Origin of the sequence: Metabacillus sp. 113a (assembly GCF_050107635.1) — a bacterium.
In the GTDB taxonomy this organism is placed as follows: domain Bacteria; phylum Bacillota; class Bacilli; order Bacillales; family Bacillaceae; genus Metabacillus_B.
Map to the genome: position 1 here is coordinate 135,543 of NZ_JBNILJ010000003.1, position 26,393 is coordinate 161,935.

26 protein-coding genes and 1 other annotated feature are annotated in these 26,393 nt (G+C 45.6%); of the genes, 3 read left to right on the forward strand and 23 right to left on the reverse strand.

All coding sequences use genetic code 11. The features are described 5' to 3' along the window. Positions 1–592: 592 nt before the first annotated feature. From pheT to ACQCVE_RS06930, 3 genes are all read right to left on the reverse strand, one after another. Positions 593–3,007 (reverse strand): phenylalanine--tRNA ligase subunit beta, encoded by a 2,415-nt coding sequence (pheT, locus tag ACQCVE_RS06920; RefSeq protein WP_426862227.1) that lies wholly within the window; start codon positions 3,005–3,007, stop codon positions 593–595. Positions 3,008–3,021: 14 nt separating this feature from the next. Next, a complete protein-coding gene (gene pheS / locus ACQCVE_RS06925) occupies positions 3,022–4,056 on the reverse strand; it encodes a phenylalanine--tRNA ligase subunit alpha (protein ID WP_426843675.1) in 1,035 nt (344 codons plus the stop codon). A 379-nt stretch (positions 4,057–4,435) separates the two neighbouring features. Then, entirely contained in the window at positions 4,436–5,191 is a 756-nt protein-coding gene (locus tag ACQCVE_RS06930; protein ID WP_426843674.1) for a TrmH family RNA methyltransferase, read from the reverse strand. Between the two features lie 114 nt (positions 5,192–5,305). On the opposite strand from ACQCVE_RS06930, the gene sspI reads away from it, so the two are divergent. Together sspI and ACQCVE_RS06940 are read left to right on the forward strand one after the other, a co-directional pair. Next, complete coding sequence (gene sspI, locus ACQCVE_RS06935) at positions 5,306–5,515, forward strand: small acid-soluble spore protein SspI (protein WP_426843673.1); 210 nt, start codon at positions 5,306–5,308, stop codon at positions 5,513–5,515. A gap of 205 nt (positions 5,516–5,720) precedes the next feature. Further along, the gene (locus ACQCVE_RS06940; RefSeq protein ID WP_426843672.1) at positions 5,721–6,173 is read left to right on the forward strand and encodes an N-acetyltransferase family protein; all 453 of its coding nucleotides are present in this window, start codon (positions 5,721–5,723) and stop codon (positions 6,171–6,173) included. 86 nt (positions 6,174–6,259) lie between these two features. Here the strand turns inward: ACQCVE_RS06940 and ACQCVE_RS06945 are convergent, their stop codons facing one another. Next, positions 6,260–7,345: a M42 family metallopeptidase gene (locus ACQCVE_RS06945; protein WP_426843671.1), complete on the reverse strand. Its 1,086-nt coding sequence runs from the start codon at positions 7,343–7,345 to the stop codon at positions 6,260–6,262. A 186-nt stretch (positions 7,346–7,531) separates the two neighbouring features. Continuing rightward, positions 7,532–8,026, reverse strand: coding sequence for a dUTP diphosphatase (locus tag ACQCVE_RS06950; RefSeq protein ID WP_426862229.1), 495 nt, complete (start codon positions 8,024–8,026; stop codon positions 7,532–7,534). A 99-nt stretch (positions 8,027–8,125) separates the two neighbouring features. Between ACQCVE_RS06950 and ACQCVE_RS06955 the strand changes: the two genes are divergently transcribed. Beyond that, a complete protein-coding gene (locus ACQCVE_RS06955; protein ID WP_426862231.1) occupies positions 8,126–8,524 on the forward strand; it encodes a sigma-w pathway protein ysdB in 399 nt (132 codons plus the stop codon). Here ACQCVE_RS06955 and ACQCVE_RS06960 read toward each other — a convergent pair. From ACQCVE_RS06960 to hflK, 18 genes are all read right to left on the reverse strand, one after another. After that, on the reverse strand, positions 8,519–8,788 hold the full coding sequence (locus ACQCVE_RS06960) for a DUF1294 domain-containing protein (RefSeq protein WP_426862233.1): 270 nt from the start codon (positions 8,786–8,788) through the stop codon (positions 8,519–8,521). The two genes, ACQCVE_RS06955 and ACQCVE_RS06960, sit on opposite strands and share 6 nt — an antisense overlap. Before the next feature lie 123 nt (positions 8,789–8,911). Next, positions 8,912–9,271: a 50S ribosomal protein L20 gene (rplT, locus tag ACQCVE_RS06965; protein ID WP_426843667.1), complete on the reverse strand. Its 360-nt coding sequence runs from the start codon at positions 9,269–9,271 to the stop codon at positions 8,912–8,914. A gap of 40 nt (positions 9,272–9,311) precedes the next feature. Continuing rightward, the gene (gene rpmI / locus ACQCVE_RS06970) at positions 9,312–9,512 is read right to left on the reverse strand and encodes a 50S ribosomal protein L35 (protein ID WP_035410913.1); all 201 of its coding nucleotides are present in this window, start codon (positions 9,510–9,512) and stop codon (positions 9,312–9,314) included. A gap of 21 nt (positions 9,513–9,533) precedes the next feature. Beyond that, positions 9,534–10,037 carry a translation initiation factor IF-3 gene (infC, locus tag ACQCVE_RS06975; protein ID WP_426843666.1) on the reverse strand — a complete coding sequence of 168 codons (504 nt, stop codon included), beginning with the start codon at positions 10,035–10,037 and terminating at the stop codon, positions 9,534–9,536. Between the two features lie 99 nt (positions 10,038–10,136). Further along, positions 10,137–10,266: a sequence feature (ribosomal protein L20 leader region), on the reverse strand. Between the two features lie 123 nt (positions 10,267–10,389). Then, a complete protein-coding gene (gene thrS / locus ACQCVE_RS06980; RefSeq protein WP_426862234.1) occupies positions 10,390–12,321 on the reverse strand; it encodes a threonine--tRNA ligase in 1,932 nt (643 codons plus the stop codon). 429 nt (positions 12,322–12,750) lie between these two features. Continuing rightward, positions 12,751–13,593: a putative sporulation protein YtxC gene (ytxC, locus tag ACQCVE_RS06985; protein ID WP_426843664.1), complete on the reverse strand. Its 843-nt coding sequence runs from the start codon at positions 13,591–13,593 to the stop codon at positions 12,751–12,753. A gap of 172 nt (positions 13,594–13,765) precedes the next feature. Further along, positions 13,766–14,698, reverse strand: a complete 933-nt coding sequence (gene dnaI, locus ACQCVE_RS06990) for a primosomal protein DnaI (protein ID WP_426843663.1) — start codon at positions 14,696–14,698, stop codon at positions 13,766–13,768. A 22-nt stretch (positions 14,699–14,720) separates the two neighbouring features. After that, complete coding sequence (locus ACQCVE_RS06995; RefSeq protein ID WP_426862236.1) at positions 14,721–16,136, reverse strand: replication initiation and membrane attachment family protein; 1,416 nt, start codon at positions 16,134–16,136, stop codon at positions 14,721–14,723. A 72-nt stretch (positions 16,137–16,208) separates the two neighbouring features. Then, the gene (gene nrdR, locus ACQCVE_RS07000) at positions 16,209–16,670 is read right to left on the reverse strand and encodes a transcriptional regulator NrdR (RefSeq protein ID WP_426843661.1); all 462 of its coding nucleotides are present in this window, start codon (positions 16,668–16,670) and stop codon (positions 16,209–16,211) included. Between the two features lie 64 nt (positions 16,671–16,734). Continuing rightward, entirely contained in the window at positions 16,735–17,136 is a 402-nt protein-coding gene (locus ACQCVE_RS07005) for a cytosolic protein (RefSeq protein WP_426843660.1), read from the reverse strand. 144 nt (positions 17,137–17,280) lie between these two features. Then, the gene (gene speD / locus ACQCVE_RS07010; RefSeq protein ID WP_035410928.1) at positions 17,281–17,661 is read right to left on the reverse strand and encodes an adenosylmethionine decarboxylase; all 381 of its coding nucleotides are present in this window, start codon (positions 17,659–17,661) and stop codon (positions 17,281–17,283) included. Between the two features lie 447 nt (positions 17,662–18,108). Continuing rightward, positions 18,109–19,128 carry a glyceraldehyde-3-phosphate dehydrogenase gene (locus tag ACQCVE_RS07015; RefSeq protein WP_426843659.1) on the reverse strand — a complete coding sequence of 340 codons (1,020 nt, stop codon included), beginning with the start codon at positions 19,126–19,128 and terminating at the stop codon, positions 18,109–18,111. Positions 19,129–19,424: 296 nt separating this feature from the next. Beyond that, the gene (gene coaE / locus ACQCVE_RS07020; RefSeq protein WP_426862238.1) at positions 19,425–20,024 is read right to left on the reverse strand and encodes a dephospho-CoA kinase; all 600 of its coding nucleotides are present in this window, start codon (positions 20,022–20,024) and stop codon (positions 19,425–19,427) included. A gap of 14 nt (positions 20,025–20,038) precedes the next feature. Then, on the reverse strand, positions 20,039–20,671 hold the full coding sequence (gene ytaF, locus ACQCVE_RS07025) for a sporulation membrane protein YtaF (RefSeq protein ID WP_426862369.1): 633 nt from the start codon (positions 20,669–20,671) through the stop codon (positions 20,039–20,041). A gap of 75 nt (positions 20,672–20,746) precedes the next feature. After that, positions 20,747–21,598, reverse strand: a complete 852-nt coding sequence (gene mutM / locus ACQCVE_RS07030; RefSeq protein WP_426843657.1) for a DNA-formamidopyrimidine glycosylase — start codon at positions 21,596–21,598, stop codon at positions 20,747–20,749. 17 nt (positions 21,599–21,615) lie between these two features. Then, a complete protein-coding gene (gene polA / locus ACQCVE_RS07035) occupies positions 21,616–24,255 on the reverse strand; it encodes a DNA polymerase I (protein WP_426862240.1) in 2,640 nt (879 codons plus the stop codon). A gap of 211 nt (positions 24,256–24,466) precedes the next feature. After that, a complete protein-coding gene (gene hflC, locus ACQCVE_RS07040) occupies positions 24,467–25,396 on the reverse strand; it encodes a protease modulator HflC (protein ID WP_426862242.1) in 930 nt (309 codons plus the stop codon). Continuing rightward, on the reverse strand, positions 25,386–26,363 hold the full coding sequence (gene hflK, locus ACQCVE_RS07045; RefSeq protein WP_426843653.1) for an FtsH protease activity modulator HflK: 978 nt from the start codon (positions 26,361–26,363) through the stop codon (positions 25,386–25,388). Before hflK ends, hflC begins: the two co-directional genes overlap by 11 nt. Positions 26,364–26,393: the final 30 nt, after the last annotated feature.

A 26,393-nucleotide genomic window follows, 5' to 3' on the forward strand; every position in this document is an offset into this window, starting at 1 on the left:
ATTGTCCTGCTTTTAATGTATTGTCCGTACTTTTATTTTATTGTCCGTACTTTCGTTTTATTGTCCGTACTTCTAATTTATTGTCCGTACTTTCGTTTTATTGTCCGTACTTTTAATATAAAGACTTTTCGACAGAATTCGCTACAAACTGCCCACCACCCACTTCTTCTGTAAACCCAGCACACGGCCGCATTTAGGTTTTAGCTGTACAGGGAGTAGAATCTTTATTTTTCGGCCTGAACGGATGCTTGTCAGGTCGAAGTATTGTCCTGCTTTTATTTTATTGTCCGTACTTTCGTTTTATTGTCCGTACTTTTAATATAAAGACTTTTCGACAGAATTCGCCAAAAACTGCCCTCCCCACCCACTTCTTCTATAAACCCAGCACACCGCCGCTGCGTGGGCAGTCCCGTCTTTATGAGACCCCGATACACTTGGCCTCGTTCTCTGCGCTCCACTATGTCCGTTTATCCGGATAACCAGCTGCCCGACTCTCCCCAGTCAAAAGGACGGTGCCCAGCACCAATCTAAAAAAAGTGCTCAGAATGGCTCTGAGCACTTTTTTTATTCACAGTGGACGGATTTCATTACATTATCCTCTCAACACCGCTCCGAATTTTTCAGAAACGGCATTCAGCACTTTTTCATGAGTTCTGGTTACTTCTTCATCCGTAAGCGTACGTTCCGCATCCAAGTATACCATGGAGAAAGCGACTGATTTTTTGCCTGGTTCCATTCGTTCTCCTTCATACAAGTCGAAGATTGCGGCTTCCTTGAGAAGCTTGCCGCCAGTTTCTCTGATGACGGCCAGGATGTCGCCGGCCGCTGTATCTTTATTGACAACTAAAGCGATGTCCCGGGTAATCGAAGGGTGTCTCGGTATGACCGAATATTGGATCTCTCCCGTTTCGATTTTGAACAGATCCTCGAGCATCAGCTCAAACACATAGGTTTCAGGTAAATCCATCTCTTTCTGGATGAACGGATGCAGCTGACCGATGACGCCTGCTAGCTTTCCAGAGGCATAGATTTCAGCGGTCCTTCCAGGATGGAAGCCGTCTCTCGCTGCTTGCCTGTACTCAATCTTTTCGGCCAGACCGAGTTCTGAGAACAACCCATCAAGAATTCCTTTTAGGACAAAGAAGTCGACCGGCTTTTTTTCTCCCTGCCATTGGTGGAGCTCCCACAATCCCGTAACAGCACCAGCAAGATGCTCTCTTTCACGCGGCTGCTGATCTTTTTCCCGGGTTAGAAACACAGAACCTGTTTCGTACAAAGCGGCATGGTCCATTTGGCGGGACAAATTGTGATTTAACGCTTCCAGTAAATGAGGAAGAAGGCTTTGTCTTAATACGCTCCGCTCCTCGCTCATCGGCAGAGCCAGTCTCGTTTGCCCGGTTTCCTCCAATGCAAATTGGACTGCCTTTTCTTTGCTTGTTAACGAATATGTGATCGCTTGAAGGAGACCGGCTCCTTCAAGGTATTTGCGGACCTTTCTCCGCTTTGCCTGATAATCTGACAGCTTGCCGGGAGTTGAGCGGAAATGAGGCAGTGTGGACGGAATGTTGTCATAGCCGTATAGTCTCGCCACTTCCTCCACTATATCCTCTTCAAGGGTGATGTCACCCCGTCTAGTCGGTACAGTCACGGCAAGCTTCTCCCCTTGCTCTGCTACTCCGAAGCCAAGACGGGTAAGGATGGCGGAGATCTCAGGCTTAGCAATATTCATTCCAAGCACAGAATTGATCTTTTCCTCTGTAATGAAAATGGTCTTTGGATCCGGATGATGATGCTTTTCTTCGGCAAAGCCTTCCATAGCTTCTCCGCCTGCATATTGAACCATCAGCTGAACAGCTCTTTTAGCGGCATCTTCCACTCTTTCCGGTGCTACTCCTTTCTCGAACCGGGCACTTGCCTCGCTTCGAAGTCCATGATCTTTCGAAGCTCTCCGGACAGTCTGGCCGTCAAAATAGGCAGATTCGAGCAGGACGTTCACTGTGTCCTCCCTTACCTCTGAATCCGCTCCTCCCATAACTCCTGCCAGTGCAACTGGAACCTTGCCGTTTGTGATCACCAGCTGGTCTTCTTTAAGCACACGTTCCTTTTCATCAAGCGTCACTAGTTTCTCGCCTTTTTGCGCCATGCGGATGACAGCTTCCCTTGAACCGAATCGGTCATAGTCGAATGCATGCAGCGGCTGTCCGTATTCAAGCAGCACATAGTTGGTAATATCCACTACATTGTTATGAGGCCGGATTCCGGCTGCTATCAGCCTGGTCTGCATCCAAAGCGGTGAAGGAGCAATGGTTACATTGCGGACAACGGCTGCGATGTAATGCGGATTTTCTTCCTTAGCTTCAATTTTTACGGAAATATAATCTGATGCTTTTCCGGTAACCATGTCGTAAGAAAGCTCCGGCAGCAAAACTTCTCTGTCCAGAATGGCCGCCACTTCATAGGCCACGCCAAGCATGCTTAATGCATCTGAACGGTTCGGTGTGAGGCCAAGCTCGAGCACTTGGTCATCGAGGTTCAGCTTTTGAAGGGCATCTTCCCCGGGCGCTGCTTCTCCAGGGAAAACAAAAATCCCTTCCGCATACTCTTTCGGAACAAGCTTGCCTTCAATTCCAAGCTCCTGAAGGGAACAAATCATCCCATTGGATTCTTCACCGCGAAGCTTTGCCTTTTTGATTTTAAAATTACCGGGCAGAACAGCTCCGACTGTTGCTACGGCTACTTTTTGGCCCTTATCTACATTTGGTGCCCCGCAGATGATCTGAACAGGTTGCTCCTGTCCGATGTCCACTAAGCATTTGTTCAGCTTATCCGCATCCGGATGCTGCTCCTTTTCGAGCACGTGCCCGATAACGACCCCGCTTATTCCATGATTGAGAACGTCAACGCCCTCAACCTCAATTCCGCTGCGGGTTATTTTTTCAGCAAGCTCTTCTGCGGTCATTCCGCTTAAATCCACATAGTCCCCTAGCCATTTATAGGAAACGAACATATCTATCCCTCCTGTTACGCTCTTTTGAATTGTTTTAGAAAACGAAGATCATTGGTATAGAAGTGACGAATATCATCAATTCCGTACTTCAGCATCGCAATTCGCTCAGGTCCCATACCGAAAGCGAAGCCCTGATATTTTTTCGAATCGAATCCGGCCATTTCCAGGACATTCGGATGGACCATACCGGCACCGAGAATTTCAATCCATCCGGTTTTTTTGCAGACGCTGCAGCCCTTCCCGGCACAGTTAAAGCAGGAAACATCCACTTCTACGGATGGCTCGGTAAAAGGAAAGAAGCTGGGGCGGAGACGGATCTCCCGCTCTTCTCCGAACATTTTCTTCGCAAATACTTCAAGTGTTCCTTTCAGGTCGCTCATACTGATTTTTTCATCAATCACGAGACCTTCAATTTGTGTGAACTGGTGGGAATGTGTTGCATCATCGTCATCGCGGCGGTATACCTTACCCGGACAGATGATTTTAACCGGACCTTTTCCTGCATACTTTTTCATCGTCCTCGCCTGAACGGGTGAGGTATGGGTGCGAAGAAGAATTTCCTCTGTGATATAGAATGAATCCTGCATGTCCCGTGCCGGATGGCCTTTAGGAAGATTCAGCGCTTCGAAGTTATAATAATCAATCTCAACCTCCGGACCTTCCTCAATGGAGTAGCCCATGCCGATAAACAAGTCTTCGATTTCCTCTACAACAGCTGTGATTGGATGGCGGTTTCCCGTTTTGACCGGACGGCCGGGGAGGGTCACATCAATGGTTTCGGCAGCCAGCTTTTTCTCTACTTCCTCTTTTTCCAGACGCTCCTGCTTTTCCGTGATTTTTGTCGCTATTGCTTCACGGACTTCATTCGCCAGCGCTCCCATTTTCGGGCGCTCCTCAGCGGATAGCTTCCCCATTCCTCTAAGTGCCTCTGTAATCGGGCCTTTTTTACCCAGATACGCTACACGGATGTCATTAAGGGATTTTAACCCATCAGCTTCTTCAATTTTCTGAAGCGCTTCTTGCTGCAATTGTTTTAATTGCTCCTGCATAGAAATCCTCCTTAAATTAAGTGATCATGAACCGAATGCGGCTGTCCGCAGTCCTAATTTTTCCAGGGGATACAAAAAAAAACCCCGCCCCTGGTAAAGGGGCGAGGTTTGAATTCGCGGTACCACCCTTGTTCGAGACTTCTGCAGAAGAAGTCTGTCGCTTTGGAAAGGATAACGGTTTTTAACCGGGGCACCTTTACGCAGATTTGCGGTCCTGGTGCCGGCTACAGAGGTGAATTCATAGGCTCCGGCCATAAAAATGCTTTCAGTCTGAGGCATTTTCTCCCTTGATGGCATATAAAGCTAACTACTTGTCTCTATCAACGCCGATTTATATTGGATAGCTTTATTATAGTGAAAAGGAAAGGGTTTCGCAACCTCATCCTTGCAAATGGTACATAAGGATTCCCGCCGCCACCGCGGCATTCAATGATTCTGCTGAACCTTTAATCGGGATATATAGGTTTTGATCGGTCTTCTCAAGGTGTAGAGGATCCATTCCTTTCCCCTCATTCCCGATAATGACTGCAAAATCAGGCTTTGGAGAAATCTCCTTATAGGAAACGGCCCCCTCCAGTGCACTGCCATAAACGGGGATCGAACGCTTATTGCATTCATGGATCCAGTTCAGGATGTTTCCTTTCACAATCGGAAGGTGAAATACAGACCCTTGGCTGGAGCGGATCGTTTTCGCATTAAAAGCATCAGCCGTTCCGTCCCCTAAAATGATCGCATCCATGCCCGCCGCATCCGCTGTCCGGATCATCGTTCCAAGATTGCCGGGATCCTGAACCGCATCAAGCAGCAGCAGCCGTTTCCAGATGCCGGCTTCTGCATTTGCCGCCGGCTGCCTGCAGACAGCGAAAACTCCCTGGGTCGTCTCCGTTTCAGCCAGGGACCTTACTACTTCGTCAGCTGCAAGATAGATGTCCATGCCATCCAGGTTCCAGCTTTTTGGGAATACCGTATTTTCACCGGCGATGATGTCCGCCACCAGTTCTTTTTGTTTTAATGCCTCTTCAACAAGGTGAAATCCCTCTATAAGAAACATGCCTGTTTTATCCCGCTCTTTGCGTGTATGCAGCTTTCGCCACTGCTTGACACGTGGATTTTGTGCTGATTCAATTCTTTTCAAGATTTCTAACTCCTTTATTTAAGCTGTCTCCATTATATCCTTTAATCTGTACATAATAAAATTCAATTTAGCGAATGCTACGGTCAGATGTAATTTTATAAGGAGGAATAAGGAATGAATCTTAATTTGCGCAATGCAGTTCTGCATAACGTGACAGGCAACTCTCAGGACGAATTAGAGCATACGATTGTTGATGCCATCCAGAGCGGCGAAGAAAAAATGCTTCCGGGTTTAGGTGTCCTTTTTGAAGTAATTTGGCAGCATGCGGATCAGACAGAAAAACAGGAAATGCTTGAAACGCTTGAAAGCGGTCTGAAGAAATAGAAAAAGCGCCCGTGATTCCGGGCGTTTTTTTGTGGGATTTTTTTTTTTACCGCGTTTTTATAAAAATGAAAGGCTCAGCGAATACTTGCTGGTAAAGTTCTGTTTACGTACATCTTTAATAATTGAAACTCAGCCAAATTCTTGATAAAATGGAAAAAAGAACAAGCGTTCCCTGATGTTCATGAGAGGAGGAGTACTTTACTATATGGAAATAAGAAAACCAGACGAATCAGAATATAAAAAGATTCTCTCCCTTTCACCACAAGCCTTATGCGATGGTACATTAGGCGAGGCAAAGCCTTCAGATGAAAAAGTCAGACAACTTATTCAGCCATTACTGCATAAAGGAAGCTATTATTTAATAGCAGCGGAAGGCGGCAAACTAATGGGCTGGATTTTTATAGGAGCAAGTAAAGACCCGTTAACTGAAAAGATCTGCGGATTTATTTATGAATTGTTTGTGTTGGCAGAATATAGAGGGAATGGAATTTCAAAACGTTTGATGGAGACTGGTATGAAACATCTAAAACAAGATGGATATACCGAGGTTCGTTTAAGTGTATATGCAGACAATCCAGCCATTAAACTGTATAAAAAATTGGGATTCACACCTAGAACCATTTCAATGAGTATGCCCATCCAGAACAACGAATGCTAACTAACTGTTATGGCTGCATTGAGGAGCGGGGAACCAAAACATCAGCATCTATGAAAAAAGCGCCCCCGCAAAGGAGCGCCTCAACATTAATCAAATGTGATGGATTCAACCGTGCTTCGATCCAATCTCTTAATCACTTCGACCAAAAGCTTTACTGTATTCTCATAATCGTCGCGGTGAAGCATGGCTGCATGAGAGTGGATGTAGCGGGTTGCAATCGTAATGGACAATGCAGGAACGCCGTTGGCCGTTACATGAATGGCTCCTGAGTCCGTTCCGCCTCCTGCAAGTGAATCGAATTGATAAGGAATTCCACATTCATCTGCAGTATCCGTCACTAAGTCACGGAGGCCCTTATGGGAAACCATAGAGGCATCATAGAGGATAATCTGCGGCCCTTCTCCCATTTTCCCGAGAGCTTCCTTCTCCGTCACTCCAGGTGTGTCTCCTGCTACCCCAACATCGAGCGCAAAGGCAATATCGGGCTGGATCATCTGAGCGGAGGTTTTTGCCCCGCGGAGTCCGACTTCTTCCTGTACGGTTCCTACACCGAACACAATATTCGGGTGCTGCTCATCCTTCAGCTTTTTCAGAACATCGATAGCGACCGCACAGCCGATCCGGTTATCCCAAGCTTTTGCGAGGAGCATTTTTTCATTTTTCATCACCGTAAATTCAAAATACGGGACGATTTGATCGCCGGGACGGACACCGAATTCGGCGGCTTCTTCTTTGCTTGAAGCACCGATATCCACAAACATATCTTTAATCTCAACCGATTTTTTCCTTACCTCAGGAGGAAGGATATGCGGCGGTTTGGAGCCGATAATACCAGTTACATCGCCGTGCCTTGTCACAATGGTTACGCGCTGTGCAAGCATAACCTGTCCCCACCAGCCTCCTACAGGCTGAAAGCGGATAAATCCCTTATCATCGATGCTTGTGACCATAAAACCGACTTCATCCAAGTGGCCTGCCAGCATAATTTTCGGGCCGTTTTCATCGCCGGTTTTTTTGGCGATCAAACTTCCAAGCCCGTCTGTTGTCACGTCTGTCGAATATGGAGCTATGTACTTTTTCATCACTTCTCTGGGCTCGCGCTCATTGCCCGGGATCCCTCTTGCATCCGTTAAGTCCTTCAGCATCTGCAAAGCTTCATCCAACAGTGCCATATATATGCCCCCATTTCTTTTTTTTACAAAACATTGTTTTCGATGTCCGCTATGGTGCATCCTTTCGCCGGAAGCGGTTCCTCAACAGTAAATTCTGCACCTGATGAAGCATCGATCAATCAATCCTGCTGTATCCTCTTATATTATACTCAATTATTGAACAATTCAGCAAAAAATACCTATTACCTAGTATCCTTTTTTCTGGCGGTCATGATTGATTTCATTTTTGAGGAGGTAGGCCTTTTCAATTTCATCTGCAGTGAAGCCCAGCAGCTCTCCGAGATATAAGTATTCCCCGAGCACCGTTAAATAGGACGGCAATTCAGGATTTTTTTCAAAGAGCGAGATGGATTCGAACACCATCAAAAATTGATGAGTCAGCGAAACGTCCCCGCTTCCGGATTTTAGATTAATGACCGTATCGTTTTCAAATCCTTGACCGATCCCAAGCGATAAAATAAAGTGGATGCCGTCTACGTATTCCTCCAGAATAACTGTTCTTTCTGAAGGAGCCTTTGTGCTCCAAAATTTAAAACAGCGGGTTTCATTTGCAAGTTCCCCGAGCTCAACAAGCAGCGCAAGGATTTTCCGCTGGGTCAGCGATTCATTCTCAAGTCCATGCTGCCGTTTAATTTTATTGTCAAGCGCTCTTTGCATATCGAATAAAGCAGAAATATTCATCCTTTATACTCCTATCTACTATCTGTTGTTTTTTTTATCATTTTGAAACCTTTTGTAAGTCTGAAACGTATATAAGAAAAAATAGCTGGAGGCCTGACCATGTTTGTTTTGCTCATTAGACTCGTCCTCATTGCCCTGATTATTTTTCTTTTATACCGCGGGGTCAAGTTCATTTTAAACCCAAAAAGACGGCTTGAGCTAGCTCAGGAGAGAAAAGAATTTTATTTTTTGGATGACCAGGAAAACGTCCGGAAAAATTTTCTCATTACCTACAAAGGGGCCCTTTTTGAAGGGGAGAAATATCTCGGAACGACCGAACAATCCTTCGAGGTCATCTCCATCTTCATTTGGAGCAGTACAGCATCCAAGCTAAAGGGCCTCACCATCGATGATTTTCGCTACTTGGAAGGATCCATTAAAGAACGCTATCCTGTTGCCAAAATAGACTGGAAAAGTCCGATTCGGGAATTTTTAAAGGAAAAGCCTGTTCAATCATAAAATGGCGTAGAGATAAATGGCCAGCCCAAGATGGGCAGCTGAAAGAAATGGCATGCCGATCATAAATGCGGCATGCTTGGTTTTATGCCGGACCGTATACATGCCAATCCATGCTCCCCACGCTCCCCCCGCTATGGAAACAAGCCACAGTGTTTTTTCGCTTATTCTCCATTCCCTGTTTTTCGCCTTTCGTTTATCTGCTGCCATAATCAAAAATCCAGCAGCACTCATAATTGCATAAAAGACCAGGATGACTTCTGGCATAACTTCAGCTCCTGTCATGAAAAAAGAGGCCGGTTTCCACTATGCAGGATTCTATAATCCTCCTTCAGAAAGGAGAATTATAGAATCAGCTGCGAATGAAACCAGCCTCTTTATTTATTCAGCTTATTTATCAAGCTTAGCTTTTGCTGCATCAGCAAGCTGAGCGAATGCTTTAGCATCTGCAACAGCAAGGTCAGCAAGCATTTTACGGTTTACTTCGATCCCGGCAAGCTTCAATCCGTGCATTAGACGGCTGTAGGAAAGTCCGTTGATGCGCGCAGCTGCGTTGATACGGGTAATCCACAGTTTGCGGAAGTCACGTTTTTTCTGGCGACGATCGCGGAAAGCGTAGTTGTAGGATTTCATTACTTGCTGGTTCGCTACCTTATAAAGCGTGTGCTTGGAACCGAAATACCCTTTTGCTAATTTAATGACCTTTTTACGACGTTTGCGTGTTACTGTACCGCCTTTTACTCTTGGCATGTCATTTACCTCCTAGTTTTGTTTCCGATCTATTTTGAACTTATTTAATGTTATCAAGCATGTGGCGAATACGTTTGAAATCGCCTTTGCTAACCAATGAACCTTTGCGGAGCTTACGTTTCGCTTTAGTGGATTTGTTAGCGAACAAGTGACTTGTATAAGCGTGTGAACGTTTAAGTTTACCAGATCCAGTCTTTTTGAAACGTTTTGCAGAGCCGCGGTGAGTTTTCATTTTAGGCATAGGGGTTTCCTCCTCGTGTGATTACTTTTCGAATTTCGGTGCTAATACCAAGAACATGCTGCGTCCATCCATTCTGGGTGAAGACTCGATAGTTGCCACGTCAGCACAAGCTTCAGAGAAACGATCCAGAACGCGCTGTCCGATTTCCTTATGGGTAATAGCACGTCCTTTAAAGCGGATAGAAGCTTTAACTTTATCGCCTTTTTCAAGGAACTTGCGTGCATTTCTCAGTTTTGTATTAAAATCATGCTCGTCAATTGTCGGGCTGAAGCGAACTTCTTTAATACTGATGATTTTCTGGTTTTTACGTGCTTCTTTATCTTTCTTCTGCTGCTCGAAGCGGAATTTTCCATAATCCATGATCCGGCATACAGGAGGTTTTGCTCCTGCTGCGACCATCACAAGATCCAGGTTTGCGCGAGTGGCAATCTCAAGCGCTTCCTGACGGGATTTAATTCCTAGCTGGTCACCATTTTGTCCGATTAGACGTACCTCACGAGCGCGGATGCCCTCGTTTACCAACATGTCTTTGCTAATAGTTAGCCACCTCCATGGTTTATTACTGAATAGTGTTTGGTGACAGCATTCAGCAGGCTGTCATCCATCCTGAGCGTTGCATTTTTGAGCATATAAAAAGTGCGGGCGCATGACACACCCACACTACGAATTCAAATAACCATGTTTTGATCTCGTTATACCTGCCAACTGCACATTGCGTCAATCAGGTGAGAAGCGGGTGCTTCTGCTTTTTCATCAAACAACTATTCAATTAACCTAAAACATCATACCATCCGTGTTCCAGGAAGTCAAGCCGCGTTGCTCTTTTTATCACTGTTTCTGATTCTAACAGAGACGGGAACCATTTGCAACAAATATTTTAACGGCTGATTTCTGCTGTCACCAGCTCAGCAAATTGGCTGAAAGGAATTGTTTCTGACTTCTGTTCTCCGTATTTACGGACGTTAACCGCACCCTCTGCAGCTTCATTATCTCCGACAACGAGCATGTAAGGGATTTTTTGGATCTGAGCTTCCCTGATTTTATAGCCCATTTTTTCATCGCGCGTATCAAGCTCGACCCGGAGTCCTTCCGCCTGCAGTTTTTCCTGCACGTGCTTAGCATAGTCGAGATGCACAGATGGGGAAACCGGGATCACCTGAACCTGAACCGGTGCAAGCCATGTCGGGAAAGCCCCTTTGTATTCTTCGATCAGGAAGGCAACAAACCGCTCCATGGTGGAAACGACTCCGCGGTGGATGACAACCGGACGGTGCTGCTTGCCGTCTTCTCCAACATAATTCAGGTCGAATCGTTCCGGAAGAAGGAAGTCGAGCTGGACTGTTGAGAGCGTCTCATCTTTTCCAAGGGCTGTCCGTACCTGAACGTCAAGCTTCGGACCATAGAAAGCAGCTTCTCCTTCAGCTTCGAAATATTCATGCCCGAGATCATCCATTGCTTCTTTCAGCATGCTTTGCGCCTTTTCCCACATTGCATCATCATCAAAATATTTTTCTTTGTCCTCAGGGTCTCTGTAGGAAAGGCGGAATGAATAATTTTCAAGTCCGAAATCCTTATACACTTCCTCGACTAAACGGACAACACGGATAAATTCTTCCTTAATCTGGTCAGGACGGACAAAGATATGAGCATCATTCAGCGTCATTCCTCTGACACGCTGAAGGCCGGAAAGCGCTCCGGACATTTCATAGCGGTGCATCGTGCCAAGCTCTGCAATCCGTATCGGAAGCTCACGGTAGCTGTGAATATCGTGTTTGTAGATCATCATGTGATGAGGGCAGTTCATCGGACGGAGAACCAGATCCTCATTATCCATGCTCATCACAGGGAACATGTCTTCCTGATAGTGATCCCAGTGACCGGAAGTTTTATAAAGATCGACGCTTCCCATCACGGGAGTGTACACATGGTCGTAGCCAAGGCGGACTTCTTTATCGACAATATAGCGCTCAATGATGCGGCGGATTGTAGCCCCTTTCGGCAGCCACATTGGCAATCCCTGTCCTACTTTCTGGGAATTTGTAAACAGGCTCAATTCTTTCCCAAGCTTTCTGTGGTCGCGTTCCTTCGCTTCTTCCAAAAGACGGAGGTGCTCATCCAGATCCGCTTTCTTGAAGAACGCGGTTCCATATATGCGCTGCAGCATTTTGTTTTTGCTGTCGCCTCTCCAGTAAGCTCCTGCTACACTCAGCAGTTTGATTTCTTTCAGCTTGCCGGTAGACGGAACGTGAATTCCGCGGCACAGGTCAAAAAATTCCCCCTGCTCATAGATGGTCACCGTTTCATTCTCTGGAATGGCTTCAAGCAGCTCGAGCTTCAGGCTGTCTCCGATTTCCTCAAAACGCTTTTGCGCTTCGCTTCTGGAAACCTCGATCCGGACGATTTCCAGATTCTCGTTGATGATCTTCTGCATCTCTTTTTCAATTTTCGGCAGATCCTCGGAAGAAATGGATTCTTCCATATCAATATCGTAGTAAAATCCGTTTTCGATAACCGGCCCCACCCCGAGCTTAACATCTCCATATAGCCGTTTAACGGCCTGTGCAAGCAAGTGGGCTGAGCTGTGGCGCATGATTTCAAGCGCATCCGGAGAATCCTGTGTAACGATTTCTATGGACCCGTCATCAGTAATGGGTGTGCGCAAGTCCACCAGCTCACCATTAAGTTTTCCAGCGAGGGATTTTTTCTTAAGACCGGGGCTTATGGATGCCGCTATGTCTTCGGTTGTGGTTCCTTTTGCAAACTCCTTGACGGCTCCGTCCGGAAATGTAATGTGTACGGCTTCAGACATCCTGATCACTCCTTTTGGTTTTTAAGCTTTTTTATACAGCACTGCTTCATGCGGAGGTTCGACCGTTAGTAAATCGATCCCTCTTCAGCAGGCAAAATAAAAACCCGTCCCTGTAAAAGGGACGGGTTATGTATATAGATTCATACAAACCTTCATCGTGGTTCCACCCTAGTTCCCGGCAAGGTGCTCTTTCTCCTGTGCTCGGCTCTAAATTCTGTAACGGGAACACCCGTCAGTCATTAGAAGGGGGTAAGCCCGTTCACGACCGAAGTTCAAAGGGGGTAAGGTGTGCCTTTCCGGTTAAAAAGGTTTCAGCCAGCGCCTTTTTTCTCTGGGAACCATTCACGCATCCTCATGTCCTTATCAAAACTGATTGTGGTTGAATTTGATTCGATTATAGACTGTTTCCAGCAGGAAATCAAGACAGGATTAAGGGATTTTCTTGGATTTTAAATAAAACGAAACTTCGGGGTGAAGCAGGACCCTCTCCTGAAAGACATTTTGAATGGTTTGAATCATCCCGTGGCCGGGGTCATCTGTATAGACGAATATTCTTTTTGGAGCAATGCTTACAAGTGGTGCAAGAAGCGCGGTATCAATGTATACAGGATGATGATACAGAAGAGCACGGTCCGTCATGCGCCGCAGCTGCACGTCTGTCAATTCGCTGTAGTCATCGCCGTAAAGAAGAAAATGGCGGCGGTGGAAGATGTGAATTTCCGGCAGAACCGGGTGCTTTTGCAGGAGATAGTCACGGAGCAGCTGAATAAAGTTCTGGTATTCCTGTTCGAGCTTATATTCCTCAATGGCTGCTTCAGCGTATTTATGCAGTTTCTGCTTATACGTGTGAAGGCGGAAAAGAAGAAATGACTCGAACGAAAAACTGATTCCAGGCTTAATAAAATGGCTGAGAGCTTCTTCAATACAGGATCTTTTATTTGAAAACTTCTCGATGTTCGGAATCTCCGACCGTTCTCCCTCCATAATGGAGTGAGCGATGCTCAAAATCTGCTGCTGTTCATCCTCATCCGTAAAATAGTATTGACTTGAAAGAATCTCGATCATGAATACATTCTCCCATTTTTCAGCTATATATTCCGCGAGTGCAGGAATGAGAAAGAGTGCAAACCCATTCTCAGAGGGATCCCGGGCAATCCTAATTTTTTCAGGTTGAGCCTGCTGGACGGACATCCCCGTATACTCTGGCCTGCTTGTGAGCCAAGCATATAAAGAATGAGCAATTTTTTCAGATTCAAAGGAAATTTCAAGCAAAGTTTGTCCCCCCTCATAGCGAACATCTGCTTTATGTATATGGAAGCAGATGTTTGTTTAGAAGAAGTTTTTAAAGGAATTTTCAATAGGGCCCCCCTTCCTTCTGCTCCCCCCAAAAACAGCAGTACGCTCTAACCATGGAAAACAAAAAACTGCCCTTATTTAAGGACAGCTACTGACGCCGGTTGGATCCTTCAAGCTTGACGGGATCCGCCAAATATTTCATTCGTTCGATTATGCGGGCCGCCTTCACTTTTTCTTCCTCTCCCCTCTGGGTGTAGGAAAGATGATGTTCAAGCTCCTTCAAATCAAAATTAGAAGTGAAAAACGTAGGCAGATTTTCGGTCATGCGGTATTGCAGGATTACTCCGAGAATTTCATCCCGTGTCCAGCTGGACATGGATTCCGCCCCAATATCATCAAGCATCAGCACCTTCACTTTTTTGACCGCATCCATTTTTTCTTCAAGCGTCGAGTCCTGGATGGAGTTTTTCAGTTCCCTCATAAATTCAGGAAGATAGACGAGCATGGATGGCACGCCCTGATGAGCGAGCTCATTTGCGATTGCTCCCATAATGTACGTTTTCCCAACTCCGAAAGCTCCATGCAGATAAATTCCTTTCTGCCGGCTGTTTTGATTTACTGCTTCCATGAATTCTTTTATAAGCCCGAACACTTTAACCCGGCTGTGATCATCAAATTCAATATCCTGGAACTGTGCCTGAAGGACATCCTTAGGAATGTAGAGGCTTTTAATAAGAGATTCGTGCTTTTTTCTCTGATCCGACATGATTTTCGAAGGGCACTGATCATATTGCAAATCGATGGTTTTGCCCTGCAGAATCAGCTCTGGATGGTAGCCGGGGATGATGTTTTTGCATTGCTGCAAACTCGGACAGTCTCGGCATTCCTTGCTTTGCTGTATATACTCATATAATTTATTTAAGCTCCGTTCAATGACTTCTTCGTCTATTGAGCTGCTGTGAGACGAAATGAAGGCTTGAATTTCAGAGTTGGCGAGCACCTCTTCCTTTAGAGAAGAAAGCCGGCTTTTAAAATCAGGACGGTTCGTTACATTCTTCATTGATTTTCCGATTGGCTCCATTTACGTTCACCTCTTATCCGGTTCAGGATTCTGAATTAGGGGGTTTTTTATAATTTTTAATCCATTCGGCCATTTTTTGCTTTTCTTTTTCCAGATCAGAATCCTGACTGGATTTGGCTTGTGCCTCATGGGTAGTTTGAGCGGGTTCCTTCTCCTTCATCCAGTCAGGCAAAAGCTCGCTCCGGACCGGTTTGCGCTTGCCTGCTGAAGGCTTGTTTTTGCCTTCTGCCCATTCAAGGTATTTCTTATGTTCTTTTTTCGCAAGCTGCATGGCACCTTCTACTGTCGTTACTTTTTTCCGTGCCCAATGTCCCGCAATCGTCTGAACAAATCCTTTTGAAAGCTTCATATCCGCACGGAGCATGACATAATTAATGAGAACGTTGGCCACACCCGGCTGGAGTTTTTGCTGGAGCATGACTTCTTCAATAATCTGCAGATCTGCAAGCGTCGGCTCTGCACCTTCATATAAGTCCTTCATGTACTGATAAGGCGTCATAGACTCCAGCTGACGGATCATGATTTGCTCCTGCGTCGGTTCGCTTTGATCAGATACGGTCCGGTCTGCAGCAGGCTGCACCTTATTGATTTCAGCAAGTTTAGGTGTTTTCTTCCCATATTGAAAGCCGTACCAGTCGCGCGCATATCTTCTGAGAAGTTCACGGTCAATCGTTTCATCCGGCTGCAGTGCATCCATCAGCAGGTTTTTCATGTTAACAGGATCGATTCCATAAACATAGGCAAGCTTGATGATGGTCTCCTTTACTGGTCCGGTAATGGATTTTCTCGAAACAACCGACTCAGACAAGCCATCCAAAAGCAAATCAAAATCAAAAACCGAAGAGGACAGGCTTGGTTCACGGCCATTTGCTTCTCCGATAAATTGCCTGTCCGGCTGGGACTCTGCCTCATTCAGCATGCTCAGCTCACTCGGCTGAAGAGATTGAAACACTTCATCAAAAGAGCGGGTTACATTTTCAGCCTGCTCAGGGGGCTCATCGGAAAAGAAATTTTTCAGCTGCATATACGTTGTGTTTCCTACCCGGTTATACAAATAAATGTTCAGCATGCCATCCGTGAAAAATTCATCCGGCTTCAAAGGAGGCTGCAGCTCATAATAAAACGTTCTGTTCCCATCTTCCTGACGCAGAAATGATGTAAGCAGACCGATCCCTTCAAGTTTGATTCTTTCAGCATAAAAGCTTTTCAGATTCATTTGGGTCAAAGTCATAAGACGGTGATGGCTATGCTCTTCTCCCCAAAGCCGATCCTGCTCAAGCTCTGCCCATAATGTCATATAAAGCCCAAGAGCAGCGGTCCCGATCAGGGGCTGGTAAAGCAAGGTCACTAGCTTCCGGTCAAATTCATGCAGGATGCCGCTGCACCTTGCACGGTACCGGTCTCCGGGTATTAATTCTGTCCAATGATAATCCTTCACTCCGTATGCCTCCCCATTTTGCAAATGAATAAAGATGGGGAAAAGGAGCCGGATTATCCGTGTTCCGTACTCCTACTTGCTTTCCCTCTTAATTAAATCCTTTAACTCATCTATAAAAACATTAATATCTTTAAACTGCCTGTAAACCGAGGCGAAACGGACATAGGCTACTTCATCCACAAGGGCGAGCCGGTCCATCACCATTTCTCCCACGCTCCCGCTTTTCACTTCCGATACTCCATTGTTGCGCAATTCCTTTTCGATATCCTGGACGATCTCTTCCAGTTTTGTCAAAGGTACAGGCCGCTTTTCACAAGCCTTAATGAGGCCGCGCAGCATTTTTTCCCTGCTGAATTCCTCCCGGGTCCCTTCTTTTTTTACCACAATGAGCGGGATTTCCTCGACCTTCTCAAAGGTCGTAAACCGGTATTGGCATTCCTCGCATTCCCTGCGTCTCCGAATGGCTTTGCCTTCCTCAACCGGGCGGGAATCAAGCACCCTTGTCCCCTGATTGTGACAAGTTGGACACTTCATTTTTATACAGCTCCAATCCATATACATGGTAACCGGGCTTAGCCCTTTATGAACTATCGTTTGATTATTTGCCGGAATTCAGTCCTGATCCAACAAATTTTAATTCACTGTCCAGTTTTTGATAAAACTCCAAGATGACTTTCTTGCTGTAGCCAAAGTCAGTTGGGAGGACTGTATCTGTTGAGACCGAAAAATCCACCGCTGTTTCAAAAGGCCTTACGGAAATAACCGTGGCGACAAGCAGCGCTGATTTCGGCTTCTTCACCTGGACGCTGATTTCTCCGCGCTCCTCTGATACAGAGGTAACCGTGCATCCTTCTCTTGAAGCGGCTGCCGACTTTACAGCCTCTAAAGCTTTTTTAGCGGTCGTTTTATAATAACGGCTTCTCAGATCGTTAATCATATGTGCTTCAGATGTTTCACTGTGTGATGAAAGAAACGCTTGAATTTTTTTAAATAGGCTCATGGAAGGCTTCTTCTCCTCTGCTACACCCGCAGCCCGGGCATCGATATGTATTTACCTCTATCATACTGTTTTTTCCGGATAATCAAAAGAGGTGTGAAAGAATCTTCACACCTCTTAAACCAATGACTTTATCAAACTTTGAAATTACTGAGCTTTAGCTTGAGACTGTTTCACTTGAACAGGTCCCATTCCGCGCGGGATTTCAATATTCTCGCGTGTTTGGGCGCTAAGCGCTTCAGCAATGTAATCGGCAGCAATATTCGGATTTAAATCTCCGCATGTATATACATCGATGCTTGCATAGCCATGCTCAGGAAAGCTGTGAATGGTTAGGTGGGATTCAGAAATAATAACAACCCCGCTCACACCTTGTGGAGCAAATTTATGAAAAGCTACCTCTCTAACTTCGGCACCAGACTTTAAAGCAGCATTTACAAACGTTTTTTCAATATAATCCATGTCGTTCAACTTATCGAAATCACAGCCCCATAGTTCTGAGATTACGTGTCGTCCCATTGTTTCCATAGTCATGGATCCCCCTTATTCATATTTGGCAATGAATGAAATTCTCCGCACATTGGCATGCCATACTACCACGGGGGAAAGTTAGTCCTAAGAGGTCCTAACCCTTTAAGTAGCCACATTACCTTGCTCTCAAGAAGTTCACGAAAAATAGTATACTTCCTTTGAAATCATTTTGCAACAGACTTTCGCAAAAAATATTTTCCTCATTTTAAGAACATCCTGCAAGTTTCAGAAACTTTGAGAGTCTGATCGTAAAGCGGCCTCATGGTGTATGAACTGATGATCCTTATCATTCTTTTGAATTCGCCGGACTTCAAAGCGGATCCCGGTTTTTTCCCGGCCGCTTAATCCTGAGGCAGGAAATCATTTTTCTGCTGCAAAACGGTCAGCATAATTCCTGCATAGAAAAAGCTTAGCGAAAAATCGCTAAGCCTTCAAGGATGCTGTTTATACATTCAGAGGCTTCCTCAGGCGGGCAGCGGCCAAGTTCACTAAATCGACCACCCTGCAGGAATAGCCCCACTCATTATCATACCAGGCCAAAACTTTCACTTTTCTTCCTTCCAATACAATCGTGGATAGTCCGTCAATAATTGCCGAATGAGGATCCGTATTAAAATCCACAGAAACGAGGGGCTCGGCGGTAAAACGGATGATGCCCTTCATAGAGCCTGCAGCGGCTGTTGAAAAGGCCTCATTGATTTCGCTTGCCGTTGCATCCCGCTTCAAGTCAACAACGAGATCAACTAAAGAAACGTTTGGCGTTGGAACCCTTAATGCCATTCCGTGCAGTCTCCCTTTTAAATGCGGAAGGACGAGAGCCAAAGCTTTTGCTGCCCCAGTTGTTGTCGGGATGATGGATTGCGCGCATGAACGGGCGCGTCTCAAATCTGTATGGGGATTATCAATGTTCTTCTGATCATTTGTATAAGCGTGAACGGTAGTCATCAGTCCATTGTCAATGCCGAACTGCTCATCCAGAATCTTCACTACCGGTGCAAGGCAATTCGTTGTACAGGACGCATTTGAAATGATTTGGTGCTCATCCTCCAGCATATCCTCGTTTACACCCATTACAATTGTTACATCTTCATTTTTACCGGGAGCGGTTAGGATGACTTTCTTTGCCCCGGCGTGGATATGGTCCATCGCCTTTTCCTTAGAGTTGAATTTCCCGGTCGCTTCAATGACGATATCAACTTTTAGTTCTTCCCACGGAAGCATTTTAGGGTCGCGGTTATTAAGCAAGAGAATTTTGTGACCGTTTACAATTAAGTGGTCGCCGGCAGGAATGACTTCCCCGTCAAACTTCCCGTGATTTGTATCATATTTTATCAAATGAGCCAGTGTTTCAGCCGGATAGCTGGCATTGATCGCAGCGATTCGAAAGTGCTCTCCCATGACCGCTTTGCGGAACACCATTCTCCCAATTCGTCCAAACCCGTTGATGGCTACATTTACGTTCATATAAATGACCCCTTCCGCTTTTGTGTTATACTAGTAGTGTTAATTATGTAATTAGTATATCATATTTGTGTTTTTTGGAAAGATGAAAACAACCAATTCCAGCTTTTTTTTAATTGATCCTGTAAAGCATCCTTAAGAGTATGATCCTTCCATCATAGTCTGCGTCTAATGGGCCGTAAGTCAGTACAGAAATCCCGGTAACTGCGGCTCCAATCTTTCAAGAGTTATTTAAAACTTCTCCATTAGGTCCTTTTAGAAAACAAAGAACCCGCCGATAGCCCAAGGCGGGGTTCATGTCATTGGATGTTCCATTTTCTGAGAATTTCATCCAGCTGATAAAAGCTGTTCTCCATCCTTCCATTGTTGTCAATCGTTTCATCGGCCAGAGCTCTTTTTTCCTCGAGGGGCATCTGCGAGTTTATCCGCTGTCTGGCTTCAGCCTGACTGTAGCCGTTTCTATTCATAAGGCGCTCCAGCTGGACCTCAGGGCTTACATAAACGAGCAGACTCTTATCTGCATAATGCGCCAGTTTGCTTTCAAATAAAAGCGGGATATCCAGAATGACGGCTTTATGGCCTTCTTCCAAAAATTGATCCCTTTGACGAAGCATTTCTTTTCGAACCTCAGGATGGACAATGGCGTTGAGCTGCCCACGTTTTTCCCGGTCCCTGAATATCAGGCTCCCAAGCTTTTCCCTGTTAATGGCCCCGTCTGCATGCAGCACAGTTTCTCCAAAAACTTCTAAAATGCCTTTGTATGCTGGCATTCCGGGACCCACTGCTTCTTTCGCTATAATATCCGCGTCGACTATCGGATAGCCAAGCTTTTTGAGATAAGCGGAAATGGTGCTTTTCCCGCTGGCAATTCCTCCAGTTAGACCTATCACCATGTTCATTAAATATCGTCTCCTTAAAGCTTCCAAACCCCTATAATAATCAGCAGAATCCCCGGCAGGCAGCTGAATTTTTCAATCCAGGACCATCTGGAAAAGATATGGCCGGATTGTATCCCGGCAAGCAGAAAAGCCGAGCTCATGACAGCAGCGGTAATGCTCATGACGAAAGGCGAAAAACCGAGCAATGCTGCGCCAAAGCCTGCACCGAACGCATCAAAGGATAAGGCTGCTCCCAGCAGCAGAGCCTCTATGCCTGTTATATGGCCAGAACCGTCAAGATCGGCTGTCGATGGCTGTTTTAAGATATGGATGACAATTCCAAGGGACTTGATCTCCAGATTAAATAAGGTTTTTTCTCTTTCTTCTTTTGAAAGATCTTTGGACGGCTTATTAAATTGGTATAAAACCCAGGCTCCAATCGCAATCAAAATGATCCCGCCCATCCTTTTCGTCCATTCCGGATCGATAAATGAACTGATCAGGTGGCCAAGAAGCATAGCCGCAAGCAAACTGAATGCCGAGCACAAAGCGATGATCAGCAGAGATTTTACAGGAATCTTCATTTTCTTCAACCCATAGCTGAACCCTACAGAAAAACTGTCCAAACTAACCGCGAAAGCCACGATCATAAGCGAAATGGATGTCATATAAAACACAGACCCCTTCCTTCGGTTCTCGTGCATTATATGACATATGCCCATCAGAAGTGCCGTACAGGCTTGCTACACATCCGCACTGATGCCTGGTTCCATCGGCTGGCAAACCGGGCAATAGTGGGTTCCTCTGCCGCCTGTTGTTTTCTTCTCAATTAACGTTCCGCATTTTTTGCACGGTTCGTTTTTTCTGCCATAGACGAAAAGCTGCAGCTGAAACATCCCGATTTTCCCTTGAGAGTTGATGTACGAGCGGATTGTGCTTCCCCCTTGCTCAACTGCCTCATGCAAGGTGGATATGACGCTCTCCTTTAACCGGGATATTTCATCAATGGACAATTCCTTTGCAGGCTTGTCCGGATGAAGACCGGCCCGGAATAATGCTTCATCCACATAGATGTTCCCCAGTCCGGTTACAATCCGCTGATCTAAGAGGACGACTTTTATCATCCGATTGGTACGGGAAAGCTTTTCTGCTAAATAGTCAGCAGAAAACTCTTCTGAAAATGGTTCGGGCCCAAGCTGGGACAGCGGCAGATTCTGCTGTTCCATGCCTTTTTCAAAAAGATGCATCGTCCCGAACTTCCTGACATCATCGTATCTCAGGTGAGAACCATCCTTGAACCGGAAAATGACATGGGTATGCTTTCCCGGTTCATCCTGTGATTCATAAAGGCTGTATTTTCCTTCCATCCGGAGGTGGGATACGAGCACGTAATCATCTAGTGAAAACATAAGGAATTTTCCGCGTCTTCCAATATCCCTGATCGTCTGGCCTTTCAGTGCATCCTGAAATTGCAGAACATCATCCGGCCGTTTGATCATTTTTGGCCATCTTACTTCAATCGCTTCAATTTCCTTTCCTTTCACCAGTTCGGATAGGGTTCTTCTGACTGTTTCAACTTCCGGAAGCTCCGGCATTATCATCACTTCCTTTATTACTTGGCGTCATACCAGGAATCGCCGTATGCATAATCTACTTTAAGCGGCACATCCAGTTCAACCGCATGCTCCATCACTTGAGGAACAAGTTTTTTCAGTGTCTCAATTTCTTCCGGCGGAGCCTCAAAAATCAGTTCATCGTGCACCTGCAAAAGGAGGTTGGCTTGAAGTCCCTGTTCCTTGAGCTCTTTAGCCATATCAATCATCGCTTTCTTAATGATATCCGCAGCACTGCCCTGGATTGGGGTGTTCATCGCCGTCCGTTCTGCAAAGCTTCTCAGGTTAAAATTGCGGCTTGTAATTTCAGGCAGATAGCGTCTGCGCTGAAGCAAGGTGGCTACGTACCCTTTCTGCTTCGCTTCTCTAACGATATCATCCATGTAATCTTTTACCCCGTCAAAGCTTTCGAGGTAGCGGCTGATAAAATCCGCAGCTTCTTTCCTTGTGATTCCAAGGCTTTGGGACAGGCCGTAATCACTGATTCCATAGACAATACCAAAGTTGACGGCTTTTGCCTGCCTTCTCATATTCGGAGTGACCTCATCCATGTTTACATGAAAAACATCCATGGCTGTTTTTGTATGAACATCCATATCGTTTTTGAAGGCCTCCATCAAATTCTCATCCCGGGCAATATGAGCAAGCACCCGAAGCTCGATTTGGGAGTAATCGGCAGCGAAAATGACCCAGCCCTCTTTTGAAGGGATAAAGGCTTGCCTGATTTTCCGGCCCTCTTCAAGCCGGATTGGAATGTTCTGCAGGTTCGGATCGGTTGAACTGAGCCGCCCTGTCTGGGTCAGAGCCTGATTAAATCTCGTATGAACTTTGTGTGTATCTTCATGTACAACCTTCAGCAAACCCTCGATATAAGTGGACTGAAGCTTGCCAAGCTGGCGGTAAATCAAAATTTGTTCGACGATTTCATGACGGTCTGCAAGCTTTTCAAGAACGTCTGCTGAAGTTGAATAACCCGTTTTGGTCTTTTTCACAGGAGGCAGCTCCAGCTTTTCAAATAAAATGACTCCCAGCTGCTTCGGTGAATTAATGTTAAATGCTTCTCCCGCAAGCCCGTGAATTTTATTTTCAAGAGCCTGGAGCTTGCTCGTTAAATCAGCGCCCATCTCCTGCAGTTTACCGACGTCTACTTTTACTCCGAGTGCTTCCATCTGAGCAAGAATGATTGCAAGCGGCAGCTCAAGATCATGGTACAATTCATATTGTCCGTTCTCACGAAGGCTTTGCTCCAGCTTGCCGCTTAGCTGCTTCAGCGCCTCCCCTTTCCGCACTAAATGATCGGCAAGCACTTCCTCTGCAGGAAGCTTCCGCTTTGCCCCTTTGCCGTAAACAGATTCATCTGTTCTTGCCCCGCTGATCCCATTCATTTTTGCAAGACCGGCAACATCCTCCACCGTTTGGGAAGCGTCTAGGATGTAGGATGCAAGGAGTACATCAAAGTCCACTCCAGCAAGCTCGATGCCTTTCCATTTGAGAGCAACAATGGAGCGCTTTGCATCGAATACGATCTTCCTTTTTTCCGGATCCTCGGCCCAGTTTTTAAAAGCATCCGACTCCATGGCCAGATCATACGAAAGGAAGAAGCGCCCTGCATCATTGATGATGGAAAATCCTGCAATGCCGCTCCGGTGATAATTCTCATTCCAGACCTCCACTGTCAAAATCGAATCATCTGAGAGCATCTCCTCTGTTACTTCTTTTGCTGCAGCAAAGGAAAGGTCCTCCATTTCTTCCGATTCTTCTGTTTCAGATCCTGTATCAAACTTATCAATGAGTGTTTTAAAACCTAGCTCTCTGAAAATGGGGAGAACATCCTGCGGACTGTACCCGCTGTAAAGCAAATCATCCAATGTAACGGTTATGGGAGACGTTCGGTTAATGGTTGCAAGCTCTTTGCTCATTACGGCATCTTCTTTATGCATTTCCAAGCGCTCCTTCAGTTTTTTCCCTGAAACCTGGTCAATGGAAGCAAGCACGTTTTCAATGGTTCCAAACTCTTTGAGCAGCTTGATCGCGGTTTTTTCTCCAACACCTTCTACACCTGGTATATTATCTGAACTGTCGCCCATCAAACCTTTCATGTCCACGATTTGGTCCGGGGTCAGGCCGTATTTTTCTTCTACGAAAGCAGGAGTATAAGAGTCGACCTCCGTAATGCCTTTTTTCGTAATGGCAACGGTCACATTGGAACTGGCGAGCTGCGTCAGGTCTTTGTCTCCTGAAATGACCTTCACCTCAAAGCCGTCTTCCTCAGCCTGCTTTGAGAGCGTGCCGATAATATCATCCGCCTCATAGTTTTCCAGCTGGTAGCGGGGAATTTTGTAGGCATCCAGCAGCTCATGAATGAATGGAAATTGTTCAGAGAGCTCAGAAGGGGTCTTTTGCCTTCCGCCTTTATATTCGGAGTACGTTTTGTGTCTGAATGTGGTTTTGCCCGCATCAAAAGCAACCAGGATATGTGTCGGCTGCTCCTCCTCTAAAATTCTGCTCAAAATCATGGTGAAGCCGTAAACGGCATTCGTATGTATCCCTTTATCGTTATTCAGCAGCGGCAAAGCGAAAAACGCGCGGTATGCGATGCTGTTTCCGTCAATCAGAACCAATTTTTTCCCAGCCAACATGTTTCCTCCTTAAAGCGCAAGCGCTTTGAAATAATCGTTCGATCAAACCAGTCTGCTGCTTGGCGTTGAGCTTTCTGAACTCTGCGCCTTCTGCTCCATCCAGCAGGTGTTCGATCATCCTGAACTAAACAAAACAAAAGCAAAAAGCCGCCCTATTCTTCCTCATATTCTATCATGAGATGACAGAGAAAGAAAAACGGCGGCTCTATTTTCAGTCCGTCTGCCCGAGCAGCGTCTGAGCATATGGAGAATCCAAAGGAATGATTAAAACAGTTTCTCCATCAATTGTCTTTTTATAGGATTCAAGCGTCCGGTACAGGCTGTAAAAACCTGCATCGGCTGAGTAAGCTTCGTTATAGATTTTTGCTGCTTCCTGCTCCCCCTGGCCTCTGATGATGTCTGCCTCTGATTCCGCTTTGGCCAGTGTTTCCTTCACCAGCTTATCGGAATTGGCCGTGATCCGGTTCTTCTCTGCATCGCCTTTAGATAAGTATTCCTGAGCAGTGGAATCCCGTTCTGAAACCATCCTCGTATAGACGGATTTTTCATTTTCCTCCGGCAGATCTGTTCTTTTGATTCGGACATCCGTTACGGTAATTCCGTATTGGTCTCTCTCAAGCAGATTATTGACTATATCCGTCACTTTATCATTCAAGCTTCCTCTTGAAGATTTTTCATCATTGATGATTTCATCATAGTTCAGCTGTCCGAGCTCGGACCGGATGGAGGAGAATACAAATTCAGCCATTTTCGCTTCGGCATTCACGATTGTACGGGCATTTGAAATCAGCTTTTTCGGGTCATCAATTTTCCAGACCGCATAGTTATCAATAATCATCCGTTTTTTATCGCGGGTATTAATTTCCGCTTCTTCCACATCATAGGTCATTTGATATTTGGGGAGCGAAGTCACGGACTGTACTAGCGGAATTTTCATGTGCAGGCCCGGCTCTTCTATAATCTGCACCACTTCCCCAAACTGTCTTACGACTTTGTATTCGTTCTCCTTAACGATAAACACGTTGGTTAAAAGAAGAATTAAAATGGCCGCAATGACAACAAGGAAGAGCCCAAAACGAATGTATTTTGTATAGACGGGAGGCATTTTTCCCTTAAAATTGACTACATTTTTACTTTCCATCTTTACCGCTCCCTTCCTCTGCTGCAGGAGGCACTTCACTTGCCTTTGCTTTTGACGGATCGGTTATAGGCAGATATTTCATCGTGCTGCCGTCGTCCTTCATGAAATAAATTTGTGCGTCTGGCAAAACCTGATCAACGGTTTCCAGAATCAGACGCTTTTGCGTAACTTCTTTTGAATTCTTATATTCCGTGTACAATGCTGTGTATTTAGAGGCTTCTCCAATTGCTTTCTGAATTCTGGCTGTCTTGTCCCCTTCAGCCTTAGAAATGATGGCATCCTTCTCTCCAAGGGCCTCTTCTCTTTTCTGATTTTCATATTTCTTTGCTTCGTTTATTTTCGTATTCATTGTTTCTCTGGCATCGGTTACATTTGTAAAGGACTTCCGCACTTCTTCGTTAGGCAGATCTACATCCTGAAGCTTGACGGCAAGGATTGAGATACCGATATCGTATTTTTTTATCAGTTCTCCAAGCAGCTGCTGAACGTCCTTTTCTATAGCGGTTTTCCCTGATGTAAGAGCGTCATCAATTTTCGAGCTGCCGATGATGCTCCTTAAGGAAGCTGAAGTAGAGTCATATAAGATTTCTTCCGGTTTTTCTGATGAAAAAAGAAACTTTTCAGGATCGGAAATTTTCCATTGTACGACCATATCCGCCAGCACAATGTTCTCATCACCGGTGATCATTTTCGTTTCAGCGGGAAAATCTTTTACATCCCCATCCTTCTCCTCATACCCAAACTGCAGACTGAACGTTTCTTTGGAAAGCTTTTCAACTCGTTGAACCGGCCATGGCCATTTGACATGCAGGCCTGATTCTGTAACGGTATTCTGCACTTCTCCCAGTGTAATAATGACAGCCTGATCGGATTCATCGACTGTAAACCATGTTGTGAATGCCAGGATAATAGCAATGACTACCGCAGCGGCAAGCCCGGTTAGTGTATACAATCGCTTTAAGGTCATTCGTACCGCCCCCTTTTCTTTGTCTGCTCT